At 61.6% G+C, this 16,645-nt stretch carries 17 protein-coding genes and 3 tRNA genes; 11 read left to right on the top strand and 9 right to left on the bottom strand.

Annotated elements, in window-relative coordinates; translation table 11 throughout:
* Window positions 1–49 precede the first annotated feature (49 nt).
* The 6 genes from NKJ88_RS05770 (at window position 50) to NKJ88_RS05750 (ending at window position 5,847) form a co-directional block, all read left to right on the top strand.
* Entirely contained in the window at window positions 50–268 is a 219-nt protein-coding gene (locus NKJ88_RS05770) for a hypothetical protein (RefSeq protein WP_352443699.1), read from the top strand.
* Window positions 265–582 (top strand): hypothetical protein, encoded by a 318-nt coding sequence (locus NKJ88_RS05765; protein ID WP_352443698.1) that lies wholly within the window; start codon window positions 265–267, stop codon window positions 580–582. The genes NKJ88_RS05770 and NKJ88_RS05765 overlap by 4 nt, the downstream gene beginning before the upstream one ends.
* A 3-nt stretch (window positions 583–585) precedes the next feature.
* On the top strand, window positions 586–2,646 hold the full coding sequence (locus tag NKJ88_RS05760) for a hypothetical protein (protein ID WP_352443697.1): 2,061 nt from the start codon (window positions 586–588) through the stop codon (window positions 2,644–2,646).
* A complete protein-coding gene (locus tag NKJ88_RS05755) occupies window positions 2,643–3,407 on the top strand; it encodes a hypothetical protein (RefSeq protein ID WP_352443696.1) in 765 nt (254 codons plus the stop codon). Before NKJ88_RS05760 ends, NKJ88_RS05755 begins: the two co-directional genes overlap by 4 nt.
* A 74-nt stretch (window positions 3,408–3,481) precedes the next feature.
* Entirely contained in the window at window positions 3,482–4,201 is a 720-nt protein-coding gene (locus NKJ88_RS32980) for a DUF7227 family protein (protein WP_502904730.1), read from the top strand.
* A 518-nt stretch (window positions 4,202–4,719) separates the two neighbouring features.
* Entirely contained in the window at window positions 4,720–5,847 is a 1,128-nt protein-coding gene (locus NKJ88_RS05750) for a tyrosine-type recombinase/integrase (protein ID WP_352443695.1), read from the top strand.
* 6 nt (window positions 5,848–5,853) lie between these two features.
* Here the strand turns inward: NKJ88_RS05750 and NKJ88_RS05745 are convergent.
* Together NKJ88_RS05745 and NKJ88_RS05740 are read right to left on the bottom strand one after the other, a co-directional pair.
* Window positions 5,854–5,930: transfer RNA gene (locus NKJ88_RS05745), tRNA-Pro, on the bottom strand.
* A gap of 51 nt (window positions 5,931–5,981) precedes the next feature.
* On the bottom strand, window positions 5,982–7,166 hold the full coding sequence (locus tag NKJ88_RS05740) for a flavin-containing monooxygenase (protein ID WP_023742341.1): 1,185 nt from the start codon (window positions 7,164–7,166) through the stop codon (window positions 5,982–5,984).
* Between the two features lie 173 nt (window positions 7,167–7,339).
* Between NKJ88_RS05740 and NKJ88_RS05735 the strand changes: the two genes are divergently transcribed.
* The gene (locus NKJ88_RS05735) at window positions 7,340–7,645 is read left to right on the top strand and encodes an ETC complex I subunit (protein ID WP_023670294.1); all 306 of its coding nucleotides are present in this window, start codon (window positions 7,340–7,342) and stop codon (window positions 7,643–7,645) included.
* A 60-nt stretch (window positions 7,646–7,705) separates the two neighbouring features.
* Window positions 7,706–7,782, top strand: a tRNA-Arg gene (locus NKJ88_RS05730).
* A 20-nt stretch (window positions 7,783–7,802) separates the two neighbouring features.
* Here the strand turns inward: NKJ88_RS05730 and NKJ88_RS05725 are convergent.
* Window positions 7,803–7,876 (bottom strand) — tRNA-Cys (locus tag NKJ88_RS05725).
* Between the two features lie 130 nt (window positions 7,877–8,006).
* Here NKJ88_RS05725 and NKJ88_RS05720 point away from each other — a divergent pair.
* Together NKJ88_RS05720 and NKJ88_RS05715 are read left to right on the top strand one after the other, a co-directional pair.
* A complete protein-coding gene (locus NKJ88_RS05720) occupies window positions 8,007–8,342 on the top strand; it encodes an antibiotic biosynthesis monooxygenase family protein (protein WP_031246330.1) in 336 nt (111 codons plus the stop codon).
* Window positions 8,342–9,232 (top strand): alpha/beta fold hydrolase, encoded by an 891-nt coding sequence (locus NKJ88_RS05715; protein WP_023742343.1) that lies wholly within the window; start codon window positions 8,342–8,344, stop codon window positions 9,230–9,232. Before NKJ88_RS05720 ends, NKJ88_RS05715 begins: the two co-directional genes overlap by 1 nt.
* A gap of 46 nt (window positions 9,233–9,278) precedes the next feature.
* Here NKJ88_RS05715 and NKJ88_RS05710 read toward each other — a convergent pair whose 3' ends face one another.
* From NKJ88_RS05710 to NKJ88_RS05685, 6 genes are all read right to left on the bottom strand, one after another.
* The gene (locus tag NKJ88_RS05710) at window positions 9,279–9,893 is read right to left on the bottom strand and encodes a LysE family translocator (protein ID WP_245261757.1); all 615 of its coding nucleotides are present in this window, start codon (window positions 9,891–9,893) and stop codon (window positions 9,279–9,281) included.
* Window positions 9,894–10,000: 107 nt separating this feature from the next.
* Complete coding sequence (locus tag NKJ88_RS05705; protein WP_352443694.1) at window positions 10,001–10,807, bottom strand: ABC transporter permease; 807 nt, start codon at window positions 10,805–10,807, stop codon at window positions 10,001–10,003.
* Window positions 10,807–11,640 (bottom strand): ABC transporter permease, encoded by an 834-nt coding sequence (locus NKJ88_RS05700; protein WP_023670301.1) that lies wholly within the window; start codon window positions 11,638–11,640, stop codon window positions 10,807–10,809. Before NKJ88_RS05700 ends, NKJ88_RS05705 begins: the two co-directional genes overlap by 1 nt.
* A gap of 21 nt (window positions 11,641–11,661) precedes the next feature.
* Window positions 11,662–12,777: an ABC transporter substrate-binding protein gene (locus NKJ88_RS05695; protein ID WP_023705216.1), complete on the bottom strand. Its 1,116-nt coding sequence runs from the start codon at window positions 12,775–12,777 to the stop codon at window positions 11,662–11,664.
* Between the two features lie 83 nt (window positions 12,778–12,860).
* Complete coding sequence (locus tag NKJ88_RS05690) at window positions 12,861–13,952, bottom strand: ABC transporter ATP-binding protein (RefSeq protein ID WP_023701872.1); 1,092 nt, start codon at window positions 13,950–13,952, stop codon at window positions 12,861–12,863.
* A 103-nt stretch (window positions 13,953–14,055) separates the two neighbouring features.
* The gene (locus NKJ88_RS05685; protein WP_023684774.1) at window positions 14,056–14,952 is read right to left on the bottom strand and encodes a LysR substrate-binding domain-containing protein; all 897 of its coding nucleotides are present in this window, start codon (window positions 14,950–14,952) and stop codon (window positions 14,056–14,058) included.
* A gap of 83 nt (window positions 14,953–15,035) precedes the next feature.
* On the opposite strand from NKJ88_RS05685, the gene NKJ88_RS05680 reads away from it, so the two are divergent.
* Window positions 15,036–16,637, top strand: a complete 1,602-nt coding sequence (locus NKJ88_RS05680; protein WP_031198106.1) for a zinc-binding metallopeptidase family protein — start codon at window positions 15,036–15,038, stop codon at window positions 16,635–16,637.
* Window positions 16,638–16,645 lie beyond the last annotated feature (8 nt).

The raw sequence follows: 16,645 nt of genomic DNA, 5'->3' as shown, positions 1-16,645 counted from the left end.
CATCACCAGGGAACACACAGCATGACGACAAGTCATGAGAGGAAAACGCATGTCAAATTTCCAGCTCTACGCAGTGGAGCCACAACTCGACGGGACCGAGGACATCTTCGGTCCCGAAGTCGCAGCTGAGATGAAGCTGCCCTTCGACTACGGATGGGATCACTGGAGCGTCTATCAGGGCGCTCACAAGATCGCAGACTTCACCGACTACCAGCTGGCGTTCAACACCACGTCGGCCCTCAACGCCACCGTGAGGATGGCGTCATGAAGCGGCAGGAGATCGAACGACAGGTCGCCAAGCGGGCGATCAAGGAACTGTTGGAGGCCGGCTACCTGCTCGGCGTCAACGACGGTGAAGAGACCGTCATCGAACGTTCCACGGATGCTGACGCCATCTTCAAGGAAATGTTCGCCACCGACGAGGACTACCTGCTGGTCTACCGCCCCGGTGAGACCGTCCACTTCGCCTACGTCTGGTTCATCTACGGCAACTCCGGCTGGGATGTGATCAGCGACTACACGACAAACCTGGAGACCGTGCTGAAGCCAGTCTCTGACTTTGCCCAAACCTTCGAGGATTAACCCATGCAAATCAATTCGGCCCAGCACGAGACCCGCACCGGCAATCTCGGCGAGACGGCGACCTACAAGGTCGAGATGAACGCCATGTTGTTCGACACGGTCATCAACGGAATTTACGCCGACAAGATCAGGGCGCCCTTTCGCGAGATCACCACCAACGCCAGGGACGGTCATGCCGCCAAGGGCAATCTCGACCAGCCCTTCGACGTGTTCTTGCCCTCCGTGCTGGAACCGACATTCAAGGTCCGCGACTATGGCATCTCGCTCACCCATGAGCAGATCATGGGCCTCTACTCGACCATGTTCGCTTCGTCGAAGCGCGGCTCCAATCTGGAGGTCGGGAACAAGGGTCTGGGCTCGAAGTCGCCTTGGGCCTACACCTCGGTCTTCACCGTCATCGCCTACCTCGGCGAATACAAGCGGACCTACTCAGCCTTCATCGGTACCGATGGCGTCCCGCAGATCGCTCTGCTCGACATGTGCGAGACCACAGAGCCGGATGGCATCGAGGTCTCGTTCCCAGTCAAGGTCGAGGACGTTGCCAGGTTCCGCGCCGTCGCTCCTGACGTGCTGTTCGGCTTCGATCCTTTCCCCAACATCCTGAACGAGCAGTTCGTCCGCCCGGAGCCTGTCGTCCTCTACCAGGGCGATGGCTGGACGCTCTACGACAAGACGACCGTGCCGTTTGACGGCCTCATGGCCCGTCAGGGCTGCGTCCTCTACCCGATCTCGGCGGCTCCGCTGGATATCGCCACCACCTTGTTCAACTGGGCTGTCATGATCGACTTCCCGATTGGCGACCTGGAGGTTGCCACCTCTCGCGAAGCTCTCGGCTACGACAGCCGCACGGTGGCCACGCTCACCAAGCGGATCAATGACACCATTGCCGGCATGACCGACATGCTGAAGGACGAAGTCGGCGCCGCCGCCAGCTACCTGGAGGCATGCGCCATCCTCGCGGAAGGCAAGGCGTTCAACAGCCCGAAGAAGGCGCTGTTCGACCTGGTCGGCAACCATCTGACCTGGGGCGGAAAAGCCCTCAGGGAGATGATCACCTGTGATGCTCACAGGTTCGGTGCCCACGCATCCGAGCTGTTTGCCGGCCGGATCGCCATGGGTGAGCTTCGCAAGTCGGTAGCACACCGGCCCGGCCTAATCAGTGCCATCTACCGCACCCCGAAAGAGATGCTGGAGACCTTGGTCTACGTCGAGTTCGAGGGCACCAGGTTTGGCCCATCCCGGATGCGTCAGGCCATCATGGACAACGTCGACAAGAAGGACATCATCTGGATCAGGGCCAACGATCTGGAGACGGCATCACGAATGCTCCAGGACCTGGGCAACCCGGTATGGATCGACCTGAGCATCGTCGAGCCGCTCAAGTGGATCAGTGGACCCAAGACCGAAGCTCGCCGGCTGCAATACATGTCGCCGACGGACAGCGTCCAGCGTCAGTCGAACCTCTCCGCTCGCTACGATACCTTGATCCCGACCGAAGACATGTTCTTCGTCAAGCAGGACGGTGCTGACTTCTTTCTGAACGGCTCACGCCTCAGCAAGGTCCAGTTGCACAACGCGATCAATGGCCTGATGAAGGCCGGCGTCATCGCTCGGGGGGAGCAGATCTACCTCCTGAACAAGGCCTCCCAGAAAATCCTGGATGATGTCGACATGATCGACCTTGGCGAATTCGCCAAGGAAAAGCTCGGCAACATGGTGGACGCATCGACTTTGCGTCTGCCGGAGAGCGGGTGGACCGTCACCGAACGAGTAGCCAACTGCCGCAAGGCCCTGGTCGCTGACGTTCCGGTGCCGGTGGGCATCAAATCGGTCTGCCAGATGGTGGTCGATGATGCCGATGCGCCGAAGGATACAATGGCGTCGGATCATCCGCTGATGGAGGTCTACCGGCGCTATTACCCCACGGAATATTCCCGTGCCGCGTCACGAGCCGACCCGGTCGTCCAGGCCTACCAGGAGATGTTGGAGGAGTTCCCGCTCTTCAACCACACGATCTCCAACACGCCCAAATTCAACTATTACATGGAGCTTCTGGCACGATGAATACGATCCCCTACACCATCTCGGGGGACGCCCTGACGGTCTTTCTCCAGGGCGTCCCCCATTCCATGAACGCCACGCACCCGAACTACGAGAAGGTGCGTGACATGCTCGGCACCGATGCCGATGAGGACGAGCTGGTCAAGCTCGTCTCGTATCGCGAGGAGCTGAAGGCGGTCGCCGCCAAGTACGGCGACGTGTCGGTTGGCCTGGATTGCATTCTCTATAAGGAGAGGGAGGTCAACACCTACCTGACCAAGAGCATCCTGGCGATCATGGCCCTCGGCAAGGACATCGGCCCGTGGGCCAGGTTCATGGACAAGCTCTATCTCAACCCGTCGAAGACGGCGGTCGACGAGCTGTTCCTGTGGCTGGAGAAGGCCAACATGCCGATCACCACCAACGGCAACTTCCTCGCCTACAAGAAGGTGCGTGACGACTTCACGTCGTTCCACCTGAATGCGGACGGAACCTCTGTCGATAACCGGATCGGCGCCAGCCCCTCGATGCCCCGCAACGAGGTCGACGACAACCGAGACGCTACCTGTAGCCAGGGCCTGCACTTCTGCTCCTGGCATTATCTGCCGAGATACAAGGGCGGGCAGGGCAGGGTGATCATCGTCGAGGTCAACCCGGCCGACGTGGTGGCGATCACCTCCGACTTCAACAACTCCAAGGGCCGAGCCTGGACCTACAAGGTCGTGGGCGAAATCGACCAGGTCCACACGGAGTTCGCCTTCGCCGGCCAGCCGCTCGCCGCCTAGCCGTCCACCCCTCCTATCCCTTCAAAAAGGCTCGCTTCGGCGGGCCTTTTTGCATTTTACAGGAACCTTCAAAAATGCACTTCCATTTGACGGAGGTGAGTACGAATTCCAAAACTGGCCCAATTCCGGTAGCAACAATTTCGAACGAGTCGTGCCCGACCAGCTGTCCGCTGCTTGGCGCCGGCTGCTACGCGGAGCACGGTCCACTTCGTATTCACTGGGACGCGGTCACCAAGCAGCAAAAGGGTGTATCATTCGGGGAATTTACCAAGAAGGTTAAAAAATTGCCTAGACACGGGCTTTGGCGGTATGGACAAGCAGGGGACCTGCCGGGGAAGGGTGATAAAATTGATACAGAGCAGCTGATTGAGTTGGCCAAGGCCAACCAAAACCGACCAGTCATTGCCTTCACTCACAAGCCGCCGACGTTAGAAAATCTTACAGCGCTCCAACTAGCTTCCGAGCTGGGCTTTAAGGTAAATTTGTCGGCCGACAATATGTTAGAGGCTGATACATTCTGTGATATGGATCAGTCTGTCGTCGTGGTCCTGCCAATCGAGTACGCTCGAAAGACCAGAGGCAAAGAGTGGGGTGAGACGATTTCCGAATATCGGGAGAGAACCAAATCGCTCCCGAAAACTACGCCTAAGCATCGCAGAATTGCAGTTTGTCCCGCAACGTACACTGACACTCGGTGTAGTGAATGTCGGATATGCTCCAATCACGACCGTAATGGTGTTGTCGTCGGGTTCCCAGTTCATGGTTCCCGAAAACTACAAATTAAAACAGGGTAAAAAGTAGGTGGATCAACTTCACCGGGGCGCAACATCGCCCGAAACATTGAGGCATACACATGAGTAGCGTAATCGATGCTCCGACTGCGGAGGTGATAAATGACCTCCTAAGAGAGCTTGCGTCCGAAATAGACCTTCATTATGAAGACGGCGATTTCTTCGCGTTGACTCCAACCATCAACCGAATGAAGTCCGCAGCTGAGCTGATATCGAAGAACGGTTTCGATGTCCCAGACAGCTACACCCACATTCTACGTCGTTATAATATGCACCGGCAATAATATAAGGAAGGGCTAATACCTTCCGGGGGACATTGTTTTGTCTCACACTTGGGAAGCGCTCAAAATGTATCTTGAACTTAGCGAAATCGCACCTGATTTGAAGGTGTCGACGAGGACTCTCGCCTACTGGGCACAGAGAAACATGCTTCCTGGAGCGATTAAAGTGGGTCGGCACTGGAAGGTGCGGGCGCGAGATTACAACCTTTGGCTCCAACAGAAACATGAGTTAGGCGTAGCATGGCAGAGTTATATAAGCGACCCGAGTCCCCCTACATCCAAGCCTACATCACCGTCGCCGGCGTTAGGTCACGTATCAGCACTCAGGAAAAGACTAGAAAGCTTGCCCAAATAAGGGCTGACCTAGTCGAGAAACAGCGGAACGCCGAGGCCGAAGCTGCCAAGATCGCAGCCGAAGCCGAGGCAGGCCTGCGGTTCGTCGACGCCTGTGATCGGTTCTTCCTTTCAAAAGGGACGAAGCTCCAACCGAAGACGGTCGTCAACTACAACAGCAATATTTCGAATATCTATAGGGTACTCGGAGATTTTGCCCTTCGCAGCCTTACCGTTGAGGACATCAAGGCCTACGTTGCAACCAGGATCAGAACCGTTGGGTCGGTCGCGATCCGCCGGGACCTGGGCTTCCTGTCGTCTCTCTATAAGACAGCGGAAGATTGGGAAGCGGAGAAGCTCCCCAACGTCATAGCGCTATACAGCCAGAAGGACCTTCCTGAGGCCGTGGAGCGGAAGACGTGGTTGCGGGGAAGTGATGTTCAGAAGCTGCTCGACGCCTGCACGGCGACCTACCAGAAGCTTTTCATCTACCTCGCGGTCGACACCGGCATGAGGTCGGGTGAGCTGAAGAAGATACAATGGGCCGACATCGATTTCAAACGACGTGAAATCATCGTCGGCAACCATGAGTGGAACCGGACGAAGAACGGCGACATCAAGCTGGTCTACCTGAGTGATAGGTGCCTTGACGCACTTTTGCACACACAACGCACGGTGAAATCTGTGTGGGTATTCCCGTCGCCGATCCAGTCCGACGAGGACACTCACATGACCACGACAAAGACCTGGTGGAAGGGTGTGACAACGCGAGCAAAACTGAAGGGAGTTCGATTTCACGATTTGAGACATACGTTTGCGTCGTGGCTGAACCAGACCGAAACGGGAGAAATTCCGTCGATGGCGCTGTTGGGCCACAGGACCAGTTCGATGGTCAAACGGTACGCGCATACCTCTCCGACTCAGCTGAAGGAGGCTATTCGGAGATTAGAGGGTTACACAGAATTGGACACAGGACCCTCTGGTTTCGAAAAAACACTGCCGCGTCGTGTGAGGCAATCCAAGAAGAAACAATGAGTTAGGTGGTCGGAGTGGCAGGATTTGAACCTGCGACCCTCTGGTCCCAAACCAGATGCGCTACCAGGCTGCGCTACACTCCGAGGCCCTGCGGCGTATACGGTTCCGGACCCTGTCGCGCAACCCCTAAAACATCAAACGGGGCTTGGCGGTCTGCGCTCCCGCGCAATCCTGGCTGCGATCGCCTTGGCCTGGATGCGAGCATTGGCGAAGCAGCCGCGGATGCTTGGCCGCATGCCGGTGAACCACAGGCCCGGCAGTTTCGGGTCGCTGTCGGCGCCGTTGAACAGCGGCACGCCCTTTTGGTCGAGCACGCCGAGCTTGCCCAGCATGGCCTCGAGCCCGGTGCGGTAGCCGGTCGCGGCGATGACGATATCCGGCTGGATCGTCGCGCCATCGTCGAAAACGACCGCGTCGCGGGTAAATTCCCGCACGGTTGGCAGCACGATGATCCTGCCGTCCTTGATGGCATCGACGGCGCCGTCATCGGTGGCGATGGCGGTATAATCCGACGCCAGCCGGCTTGCGCCGCCCGAAGGCGTCGGCGGCAGGCCGTAGGCCGTGAGGTCGCCGAAGGCCCATCGCTGCGTCGCCGCCATCACCGCATCGGCGAGCTTGAACGGCAGCCGCGCCAGGATCGGCGAAAACCGGTGGACGGCGATCTGGCCGAGGCGCTTGGGCAGCAGTGCCGGACCGTTGCGCGCCGACAGCCAGATCTGTCCCGTGCCGGCTGCCGCCAGGTGATTGAGCACGTCGAAGCCGGAATTGCCGGCGCCGACGACCAGCACTTTCTTGCCCGCATAGGCCTTGGCGTTACCGAATGCGGCCGAATGGATGATGCGTCCGGCAAAGGCCTTCATGCCTTTCCAGGCCGGGATGAAGGGCTGCCGGTCGCGCCCGGTGGCGATGACGACATGGCGCGCCAGCCGCGGCCCGGCACTGGTCCGCACAAGCCAGTGGTCGCCCTCGAAGCCAATCTCCTCGACCGCGATGCCGAACTCGACCGGCAGCCGGTGCATGGCGTGGAATTCGTTCAAATGGCCGATGATGGTGTTTCGGTGCGGAAAGGCAGGGGTGCCGGCAGGAAAGGAAACGCCCGGCAGCGCCGAAAGGTCGCGATGCGTGTTGAGATGCAGTCGCTCGTGCCGCCCGTGCCATGGCTCGGCCAGCTGGGCTTCCTTTTCCAACACCATCACAGGCACGCCGGTCTTGAGCAGCGCATGGGCTGCGGTCAAGCCGGCTGCCCCGGCGCCGATCACGATCGCGCCGTCGAAAATCGCTTGGCTGTCGGCCTCGGCGTGCAAAATCCCTGCGTCCATGCCTCTTTGTGTCGCCATCATGACCATGACTTTTGATGCTACGCCAGTGTATCCAGCCTATGCCGCTGCCGAAGCGGCCTGGTTGCAGGCCGCTTCGGCCTTGCCGTCGGCAGTGTTGCACAGTATTGACTGAAATAAGGCGGCGCTACCGCCAACGCAGCTACGAGGTGCCCATGTCCGCGCGAATTTTCAGCCCAGCCAAAACCGCGATGCAGTCCGGCAAGGCCAAGACCGGCCATTGGGTGCTGGAATTCGATCCCGCCCAGCGCAAGAAGATCGACCCGCTGATGGGCTACACCACATCGGGCGACATGCTGAGCCAGATCAGGCTGACCTTCGATACCAGGGAAGAAGCGGTGGCCTATGCCGAAAAGCAGGGGCTGGCCTTCCGTGTCGAGGAGCCGAAAGAGACCAAGCGCCGGCAGATTTCCTATGCGGAAAATTTCCGCTATGACCGCAGGATACCCTGGACGCATTGACCGGCGGTCAGCGCCTGGCACATAGACATCAGCCGGCCAAGATATCAAATGCCGGCCAGCGGTCCCGTAGCTCAGCTGGATAGAGCACCGGCCTTCTAAGCCGATGGTCACAGGTTCGAATCCTGTCGGGATCGCCAACAACTTCAAAGAGATAGTGTGGAGGCCTGAGTGGGAATTGAACCCACTACGTCGGTTTTGCAGACCGATGCGTCACCGTCCCGCCCTCAGACCATGGCTCCTTGTGCATTGACCGCGACAGCTAGTCAACTTGGCCGGCCTCTGCTCGCAGGTTCGGACCGCGATCCGGCTGCCACCAGTCGAGATGTTCGGAACGCGGCTCGCGTTCAGGCGTTTGTTGCTGATGGCACCGACAACCCCGACCATTGCGCGCATCTGGCGCGGCAGGACCTTGCCCGACAAGGCCGACGCCTATGAGCGCTACAACTACGAGGTCGGTATCAAGCCGCTGATCGAGAAAGCGCTGGGCGTGCAGACTTTTCGCGAGGACACGCCGACGCATTCGGAATTCATCACCATCTCCTATTGGGAGAGCGTCGAGGCGATGGCCGCCTTTACCGGCGGCGATCCGCAAAGCATCCACCATCTCGACCGCGACAAGGAGTTCCTGATCGAATTGCCGAAGGGTGTCCAGGTGTTGCGCATCCTTTCCAGCCACGGAATGGTTGGCGGCAGCTGATGTTTGCGGGCTTTGACGCCAGGACCGTTCAAATGGAGGAGACATCGATCTTCGTCAGGGCCGGTGGCTCAGGGCCGCCGCTGCTGCTCCTGCATGGCTTTCCCGAAACGCATGTTATGTGGCGGGACATTGCCGTGGCATTGGCGCCGAACTTCAGCGTGGTTGCCGCCGATCTCAGGGGCTACGGCCAAAGTGGTTGTCCGGCTTCCGGAGCCGATCATGCCGCCTATTCCAAACGAGCGATGGCGCGCGACATGGTGCAGGTTATGGACGCACTCGGTTTCGACCGCTTCATGGTTGCCGGCCACGACCGTGGCGGCCGCGTCGCCTACCGCATGGCGCTCGACCACCGTGAAATCGTATCGAAGGTCGCCGTTCTCGACATCGTCCCCACGGCCTCCGCCTGGGATCGGGCCGATGCCAGGTTGGCGCTGGCCTTCTGGCCGTGGAGCCTGCTCGCCCAGCCGGAACCGCTGCCTGAGCGCCTGTTGTCCGCAGCACCCGACGCAGTTGTCGACAATGCGATCGCCGGCTGGGGCTCGGCTCCAGATGCTTTTCCCGCTGAGGTCAGGGCCGCCTATATCGAGGCGCTGCGTGATCCCGCCCATGCCCACGCCATCTGCGAGGAATATCGCGCCGCCGCAGGCATCGACCGCGAGCACGACGCGCAGGACCAGGCTGATGGCTGTCGCATCAGATGCCCGCTGCTTGCGCTCTGGAGCGGCGAGGGCGGGTTGGAGAACTGGTATGCGGAGGAGGGCGGCCCGTTGGCGATCTGGCGGCAATGGGCTGATAACGTCGGAGGCGGCTCGGTCAAGGGTGGGCATTTCTTCCCGGAAGAGCACCCCGAAGACACGGCTGCAAGGCTGTCGAGATTCTTCGCAAGCTGACTACGGGCCGATTGCTAAAATCCGGGCCTGTGTGTTCCTGTGTCGACTATCTCAGATGGCCGAGGGATTGCAGGATCAAAGTGCTCGAAAGACCAAGCAGGGCGATACCGTAAAACCGGTCGATCCACACGGCGTTCGGCCCAGCCAGAAGCCTTGCAGCCCGCGCGCCAAGGGCTGCGTAAAACGTCAGCACAAACACATCGGCAAGCGCGGCGATAATGGCCAGGATGCCATACTGGATCGCGATCGGCTCATCCACGCGGACAAAATGCGGCAGGATCGCGGGGAAAAGCAGCCAGGCCGCCGGATTTGTGACCGCCACCAGGAAGCAGCGCCCAATGAGTGCCTTGGCTGAATGGCGTGTTTCGGGAAGGTTAGGGTTGAACGAAGGTCGGGATGCGGTGCGCAGGGTACCGATGGCGACGAAAAGCAGATAGCCCGCGCCGAACATCCTGAGAGCCGAGAGATAGAATTCCGAAGCCAGCAGAAGAGCGCCGAAGCCCAGCGCGACGATGCTGATAAGAACGAAATCAGACAGTACGACGCCGGCCATGCCGAGAAACGCGCGTCGAAAACCGTAGCGGGAGCCGTTGGTAATGGCGAGCACGACGTCCGGTCCCGGAACCGCCATTCCGAGAACCGACACGAAGGCAAATGTCACCAGCGGCAGGTTTCCCATGACGCCGCGTAATGTACCCGGCGCTCACCGTCCGTAACGCCCTTCACACAGCGGCTTGGCTATCGCCGATTGTTTTTGGCCACCTTGGCTCAGTGCCCGCCGCGCATCTTCACCACCACAGTCCTCACCGCCAGCACCAGCACGGTGATGATGATCAGGATCACCGAGAGCGCGGCGATCGCCGGGTCGATGTTGTCGCGCAGGCCCATCCACATCAGCCGCGGCAGCGTGATGGCGTTGACCGAGGTGATGAACAGGGTGACGCCTATCTCTTCCCAGGACAGCACGAAGGACAGCAGCGCGGCGGTGACGATGCCGAACATGATGTTGGGCATGATGATGCGCGTGGCGCGCTCCCACACGCCGGCGCCAAGGCCGCGCGCGGCAAGGTCGATGCGGCGGTCGAGCTGGCTGAGCGAGACCAGGATCAGCACCGTGGCGAAAGGCACCGTCATCACCGAATGCGCCATGGCGACGCCAAGCCAGGTGTCGTAGCCGAAGAACGAGCTCATGCCCGAGATCGACGTCAGCAGGAAGTAGAGCGTGATCGCCGAGACCACCGGCGGCACCACCATCGGCAACACCACGAAGCCGACAAGGGTGGCCGTGAAGCGCGGCTGGAACATCCAGACGCCAAGGCTGAAGCACAGCGCCAGCACGGTGGAGATGACGCTGCTGACGATGCCGATGCGGATCGACAGCAGGATGGCGTCGAGCCAGCGCGGATCCTCGATCAGCGCGCGGTAGTGGCGCAGCGACAGTTCGCCCGTCGGCATAGCCAGCATGCGGCTTGGCGTCAGCGACACCGGGATGACCGCCAGCAGCGGCAGCAGCAGGAACAGTGCCACCAGCACGGCGAGGATCAGCGAGACGGGACCGGGGCGATAGGTCGGCATCAGATCAGTTGCTTCGGTCTGACATAGCGGAACAGCAGCGCCATGAGCGCGCCGACGAACAGCACCAGCACGACGCTGATCGCCGCGCCCAGTCCCCAATCGGGACTCTGGAAGATGCGCAGATAGATCAGCTCGGCGATCATCACGCTGCGGCCGCCGCCGAGGATCGCCGGCGTGACGAAGAAGCCGAGCGAGAAGACGAACACGATCATCGCCGAACCGATGATGCCGGAGCGCGTCATCGGCACGAACACGGTCCAGAAGGTGCGCATACGGCTGGAGCCGAGCCCGCGCGCCGCGAGCAGCACGCGCTCGTCGAGGCTGCGCATGGCGGAGGCCAGCGGGAACACCGCGAAGGGAATGAGGAAATGCGTCATGCCGACGATGACGCCGAACTCGTTGCGCACCAGCGCCAGCGGCTCGGAGATGAAGCCGATCGATTGTAGCCAGGTGTTGATCAGGCCGCGGTTGGACAAAAGCGCCACCCAGCCGAAGGCGCGGGTCAGCACCGAGATCCAGAAGGGGACGAGAATGCAGAATTCAGCGATTATGCGCTGTGCCGGGCTGCCGCGCACCCACACCATGGTGATGGCGTATGCCGCCGCCACGGAAACCACGGTGACGATCAGCGCGATGCGCAGCGTGCGGATGAACACAGACTGCACCAGGGCATCGGTGGCGAGCGCGCCATACTGGCCGAGCCCCGGTGTCGGCAAGGTGACGCTCCACTTGACGACGCCGAGGAACGGCCAGGCGTAGGCCAGCACAAGGAACAGAAGCAGCGGCGCCATCAGCACCGCCGCGCCCATCCTGTCGGAGAGGGTGCCTCTCATCGAAGCTCGTGCCCGGCCTGGTCAGGCCGAGATGATCTTGGTGTATTCGTCGAGTGCTGCCCCGTAATTCTTGGCGTACCAGTCCATGTCGAGCGCGATCTGCTTCTTCATGTTTTCGGGATCGACCGGGTTGATGCGCTTCTTGTCGGCGGGGATCAGCGCATCGGCGGCCGGATTGGCCGGACCCTGTCCGAGCTTGTCGAACATCACCAGTTGCTTTTGCGGATCCTGGGCGCTGGCGATGAACTTCATCGCTGCGTCCTTGCCGCCGGGGTTGCCCTTGAGCACGGCCAGCGCGCCGGGCGAAATCAGGCCCTGATCCCAGATGAACTTGATCTTGCCGCCCGAGTCCTGCTCGATCAGCGAGGCGCGGGTCGACCACACGATCGCCATCGAGGCTTCGCCGTTGAGCAGCACGCTCTGGCTCTCGGCGCCGCCGCCCCAGTAAGCCACGACGTTTTCCTTGAAAGCGGCGATCTTGTCATGCGCTCGCTTCAGGTCGAGCGGGTAGAGCGAGGCCGGCGCGATGCCGTCTGCAAGCAGCGCTGCTTCCCAGCTCGACACGCCCCATTTGTAGAGCGAGCGCTTGCCCGGAAACTTCTTCACGTCGAAGAAGTCGGCCATGCCGGTCGGCGCGTCCTTGCCGTATTTCTCCGAGTCATAGGCGATGACGTAGGAGAAGAAATAGGTCGAGGCCGCGTATTCCCAGCCGAAGCCTTCTCGCATCTTCTTCTTGTCGACGACGGCGTAGTCGATCGGCTCGAGCGCACCCTGGGCGCCGAGCGTGATGGCCGAGAACGGGTCGACATCGACGAGATCCCAGGTCGGCGCGCCGCTCTTGAACTGTGCGGCAATCGCGCCTTCGGTCGGGCCCGAACCGTCCATCTTGACGGCGATGCCGGTCTCCTTAGTGAAGGCCTGGCCATAGGCGGCGTCATAAGCGGTGAGGGCATCGCCACCCCAGTTGACCAGCACCAGTTCCTTGGCCTGCGCAAACGCGCCGGTCGAGCGCAGCAGCATCGGCGTGCCGGCCAGCACGAAGGCTGCAAGCTGGGTGAATTGCCGGCGCGAAATCTCGCCGCGCACAGCCCGGGCGGATAGCGCGTCCATGGCTTGTTTTTTGCTTTGGTCTGTCATTTTAGTTCCCCTTTTTCGTTGTTGGTTCCGGTGGTTATGGCGCGCTCCAGATTCTTTGCTGGAAGACTTCGCCGTTCTCGTCGTCATCCTCCGTCCGGAAGGAGGAAACCCTTTTCCGCCGGCCAGGTCAGCCAGACGGAATTGCCTTTGCTCAGCGCCGCCGCCGCGACCTCGTTCGGCACCGAGACGGTCACCTTGGCGCCCTGGCGCGTCGTCAGATCGAGTTTGGTCGCCGCACCCAGATAGGTCGAGCCGATGGCGGTGGCGGCGATGCCATTCTCGCCGGCGGCGGCTTCGCGCGCGATCGACATATGCTCGGGCCGGATCGCCAGGATCGCATCGCCACGGACCTTCTCGGCCTTGCAGAGCATGTTGACCGCGCGGTCCTCGCAGAGGCCCGTCGAGCCATTGTCGGCGGGCTTGACCCCCTTCAACGGCAGCATGTTGATCTCGCCAAGGAACTCGGCGACGAAGCGGTTGTCCGGCCGGTCGTAGACCTCGTCCGGCGCTCCGACCTGCAGCAATTTTCCGTGGTTGAAGATGGCGACGCGCGACGACAGCGCCAGCGCCTCGCTCTGGTCGTGGGTGACGAAGACGAAGGTGGTGCCGGTCTCCTGATGCAGCCGCTTCATCTCGGCCTGCATCTGGCCGCGCAGGCTCTTGTCGAGCGCCGAGAACGGCTCGTCGAGGAGCAGCACGCCGGGTTCGAACACCAAAGCGCGGGCCAACGCCACGCGCTGCTGCTGGCCGCCGGAAAGCTGCGCCGGCAGTTTCGTCTCATGGCCCTTGAGGCCGACGCGCTCGATCATCTCGGCAACGCGGCGCTTGATCTCGGAAGCCGATTTCTTGCGTACCTTGAGCGGGAAGGCGATGTTGGCCTCGACCGACATATGCGGGAACAGCGCATAGCCCTGGAAGACCATGCCGGCGGCACGCTGTTCGGCCGGCCGCTCGGTGATGTCGATGCCGTCGCTGAAAAGCTTGCCGGCGGTCGGTTGCACGAAGCCGGCGAGGATCATCAGGAATGTGGTCTTGCCCGAGCCGGAGGGGCCGAGCAGCGTCAAAAACTCGCCACGGCCGATATTGAGCGTCAGGTCGTCCAGCGCCCGGAACGAGCCGAAGCTCTTGCCGATCCCGATTGCCTTGATCTCTGCGGCCCGGCCGGGTTGCTGCATCCTGCCTCTTCCTTGGTCGTAGCTTGAGCGTAGGGCAGGGCCCCGGCTCACCGCAACCGAATAGTTTTCGCCTGATCGGCAAATTTGATTCACGGATGGGAGGCTAGTACGGGCTGATCCGGTTCTCCGACAGCTTCGACCTCAACCACCCATTGAATGCTTCCAGCACCGGGTGGCTGGCCTTGGCATGTTCCGACACCAGGAAATACGAGCGCGGCGAGGGGATCGCGATATCGAAGGGGCGCACCAGACGGCCTTCGCTCAGCGCCCGGCGGCTGGTCAGCTCGTCGCCCATGGCGATGCCCTGGCCGGCGATCGCCGCGGAAAAAACGAGGTTCATGTCCGAGAAGAAGATGCCGCCTTCGGTGTCGGGGTTTTCCACCTTGGACAGCGCCAGCCAGCGCGCCCAGTCCTCGGTGTCGCCGAGATGCAGGAGATTGGCGCGCAGCACGTCGGCCGGTTTTGAAAAGCCGCCGACCTTGTTGAGCAGTGTCGGGCTGCAAAGTGGCGTGAACGAGATTTCGCACAGCAACTCCACCGAGCGGTTCGGCCAGTTGCCGACGCCAAAGGCAATGAAGGCATCGGCGTCCGGATTGCTGACATCGTCCAGCCGCCTGGGCGTCAGGATCGACAGCGCCACGTCCGGATACATTTGCCGGAACTCGCCGATATGCGTGCATAAAAACAGAGAGGCGAAGCCCGGCGTGCAGGAAACGGCGAACGAGCCGCCGACGCCCGTGCCGGCCTGGCGCGTCACCGCATCGCCGAGCACCGTCAGCGCCTTTCTCACATCGGCGGCATAGCGCTGGCCGCGCGGTGTCAGCGCCACGCCCTTGCCGATGCGCTCCAGCAGGTCGAAGCCGAGGTCGCGTTCGAGCAGCCGCAACTGATGGCTGACGGCGCTGCGGGTCAAATGCAGTTCATCGGCTGCGCGCCAGACGCTGCCGTGACGGGCAAAACTGTCGAGGGCGCGCAACGCCTGTGTGGAAGGTATTCGCAAGAGGCCTCAGGTGAACCGAATTTGCATGAACCGGAAAAACATATCACTTTTTGCAATGCCGCTTCACTGCTTTCTTGGGCCGCATGGAGAAACCGGTGACGACCTCGGCGCAAGCCACCGCGCTTGCCTGTCTCGATAGCATCCAGCCGTCGCTGTCGGCGTGGACGCGCACCATTTTCGATTTCGGCGAAACAGCCTGGCGCGAATACCAGTCGGCGGCCTGGTATGTCGCGCGGCTGAAGCATGAGGGCTTTTCGGTCGAGGAAGGGTCGGCCGGCATGCCGACCGCCTTTTGCGCCCACTGGACGAATGGCCCGGGGCCGACCATCGGCATGTACGGCGAATACGACGCGGTGCCCGGCAACTGCCAGGACGCGGCAACGGTGAAGCGATCGCGGCCGGGCCTCGGCAGCGAGGCCGGCGGCCACACCGATCCGCATTCCGGGCTTGGCATTGCCGGCCTCGGCGGACTTCTCGCCACCAAGGCGGCAATGCAACGCCACGGCATCAAGGGGACGCTGCGCTTCACCGGCGAGCCGGCCGAGAAGGTCAGGGGCTCGAAGCCGATCCATGCAGCCAAAGGCTATTATGACGGCCTTGCCGGCATGATCTCGTTCCATCCCTTCTATATGCTGCCGCTCTGCAACACGGCGCGTTGGGACACGCATTGCGGCGCGGCCTACGCGATGATCTACCGTTTTGTCTGCGACGAACCCGAAAACTGGGTTCGCGCAAGCGATGGCGCGCCGATCCCGCAGGCGCATTCGGCGGTGCGGGCGCCCGGCGCCAATGACGCGCTGATGACGATGTACATGGCCTCCAAGGCGCTGCGCGATTCCATGCTACCCCACCAGGGCGGCTGGTCGATCAGCGAGGCGATCCTCACCGCCGGGCAGGCGACCGCCGACAATCTGCCGGCGGGGCTGGCCGAGATCCAGTACATGATCCGCGTGCCGACCATTGCCATGGCAGAGCAGGTCACCGCGGTGCTCGACCGTAATGCGGCCGCGGCCGCGGCGATCAGCGGTTGTCGCCATGAGCGCCATTGGGTGACGAAGTCGCGGCCGGGCCTCGCCAATCACGTCATGGCGGGGATTGCCTATGAGGCGCTGTCCACCGTCGGCGCGCCGAGCTGGGACGAGGCGGCGAAAGCGATCGGTCGCGAGGTCCAGGTCAATGCCGGCGGCACCGCGACCGACAACCCTTTCATCGACGAGATGGAGCGGCTGGTTGCGCCGCAAGAGGCCGAGGCAATCCTGCGCCGCGATTTGCCTCCGTCGCAGATCAACTCGACCTCCGACGACTACACCGACATGTCGTGGCACACGCCGACCGCACGCTTCTATGTCGCCCGCCCGGCGCTGCGCTCGGCGAATGGCCATGCCTATCCATCCTGGGCGATGAACGCGCTGGGCGGTATCTCGGCCACCATCGACCCGATGGTCATTTGCGCCGCCAAGACGGTTGCGCTTGCAGCCCTCCGCCTGCTCGAGGACAAGTCCGCGCGCGATGCAGCCATGGACGAATTCGTCACCCGCACCGGCGGCGGCATTGGTGGTTCCAACTGGATCGCGCCGCTTTGCGACTATGACCCGCCGATCAATTTCCGCTGGCCGGAATATGTCACCACCGCGCGCGGACGCGATTGGTGGATTCCGAGCAGCCAATCCAATCAAGCTGCATAGTCAAATCG

It is taken from the genome of Mesorhizobium sp. M0016 (assembly GCF_040324035.1).
Classification (GTDB): domain Bacteria; phylum Pseudomonadota; class Alphaproteobacteria; order Rhizobiales; family Rhizobiaceae; genus Mesorhizobium.
Note: the sequence above shows the minus strand (reverse complement) of the source record. Positions and strands in the feature narration are given on the sequence as shown.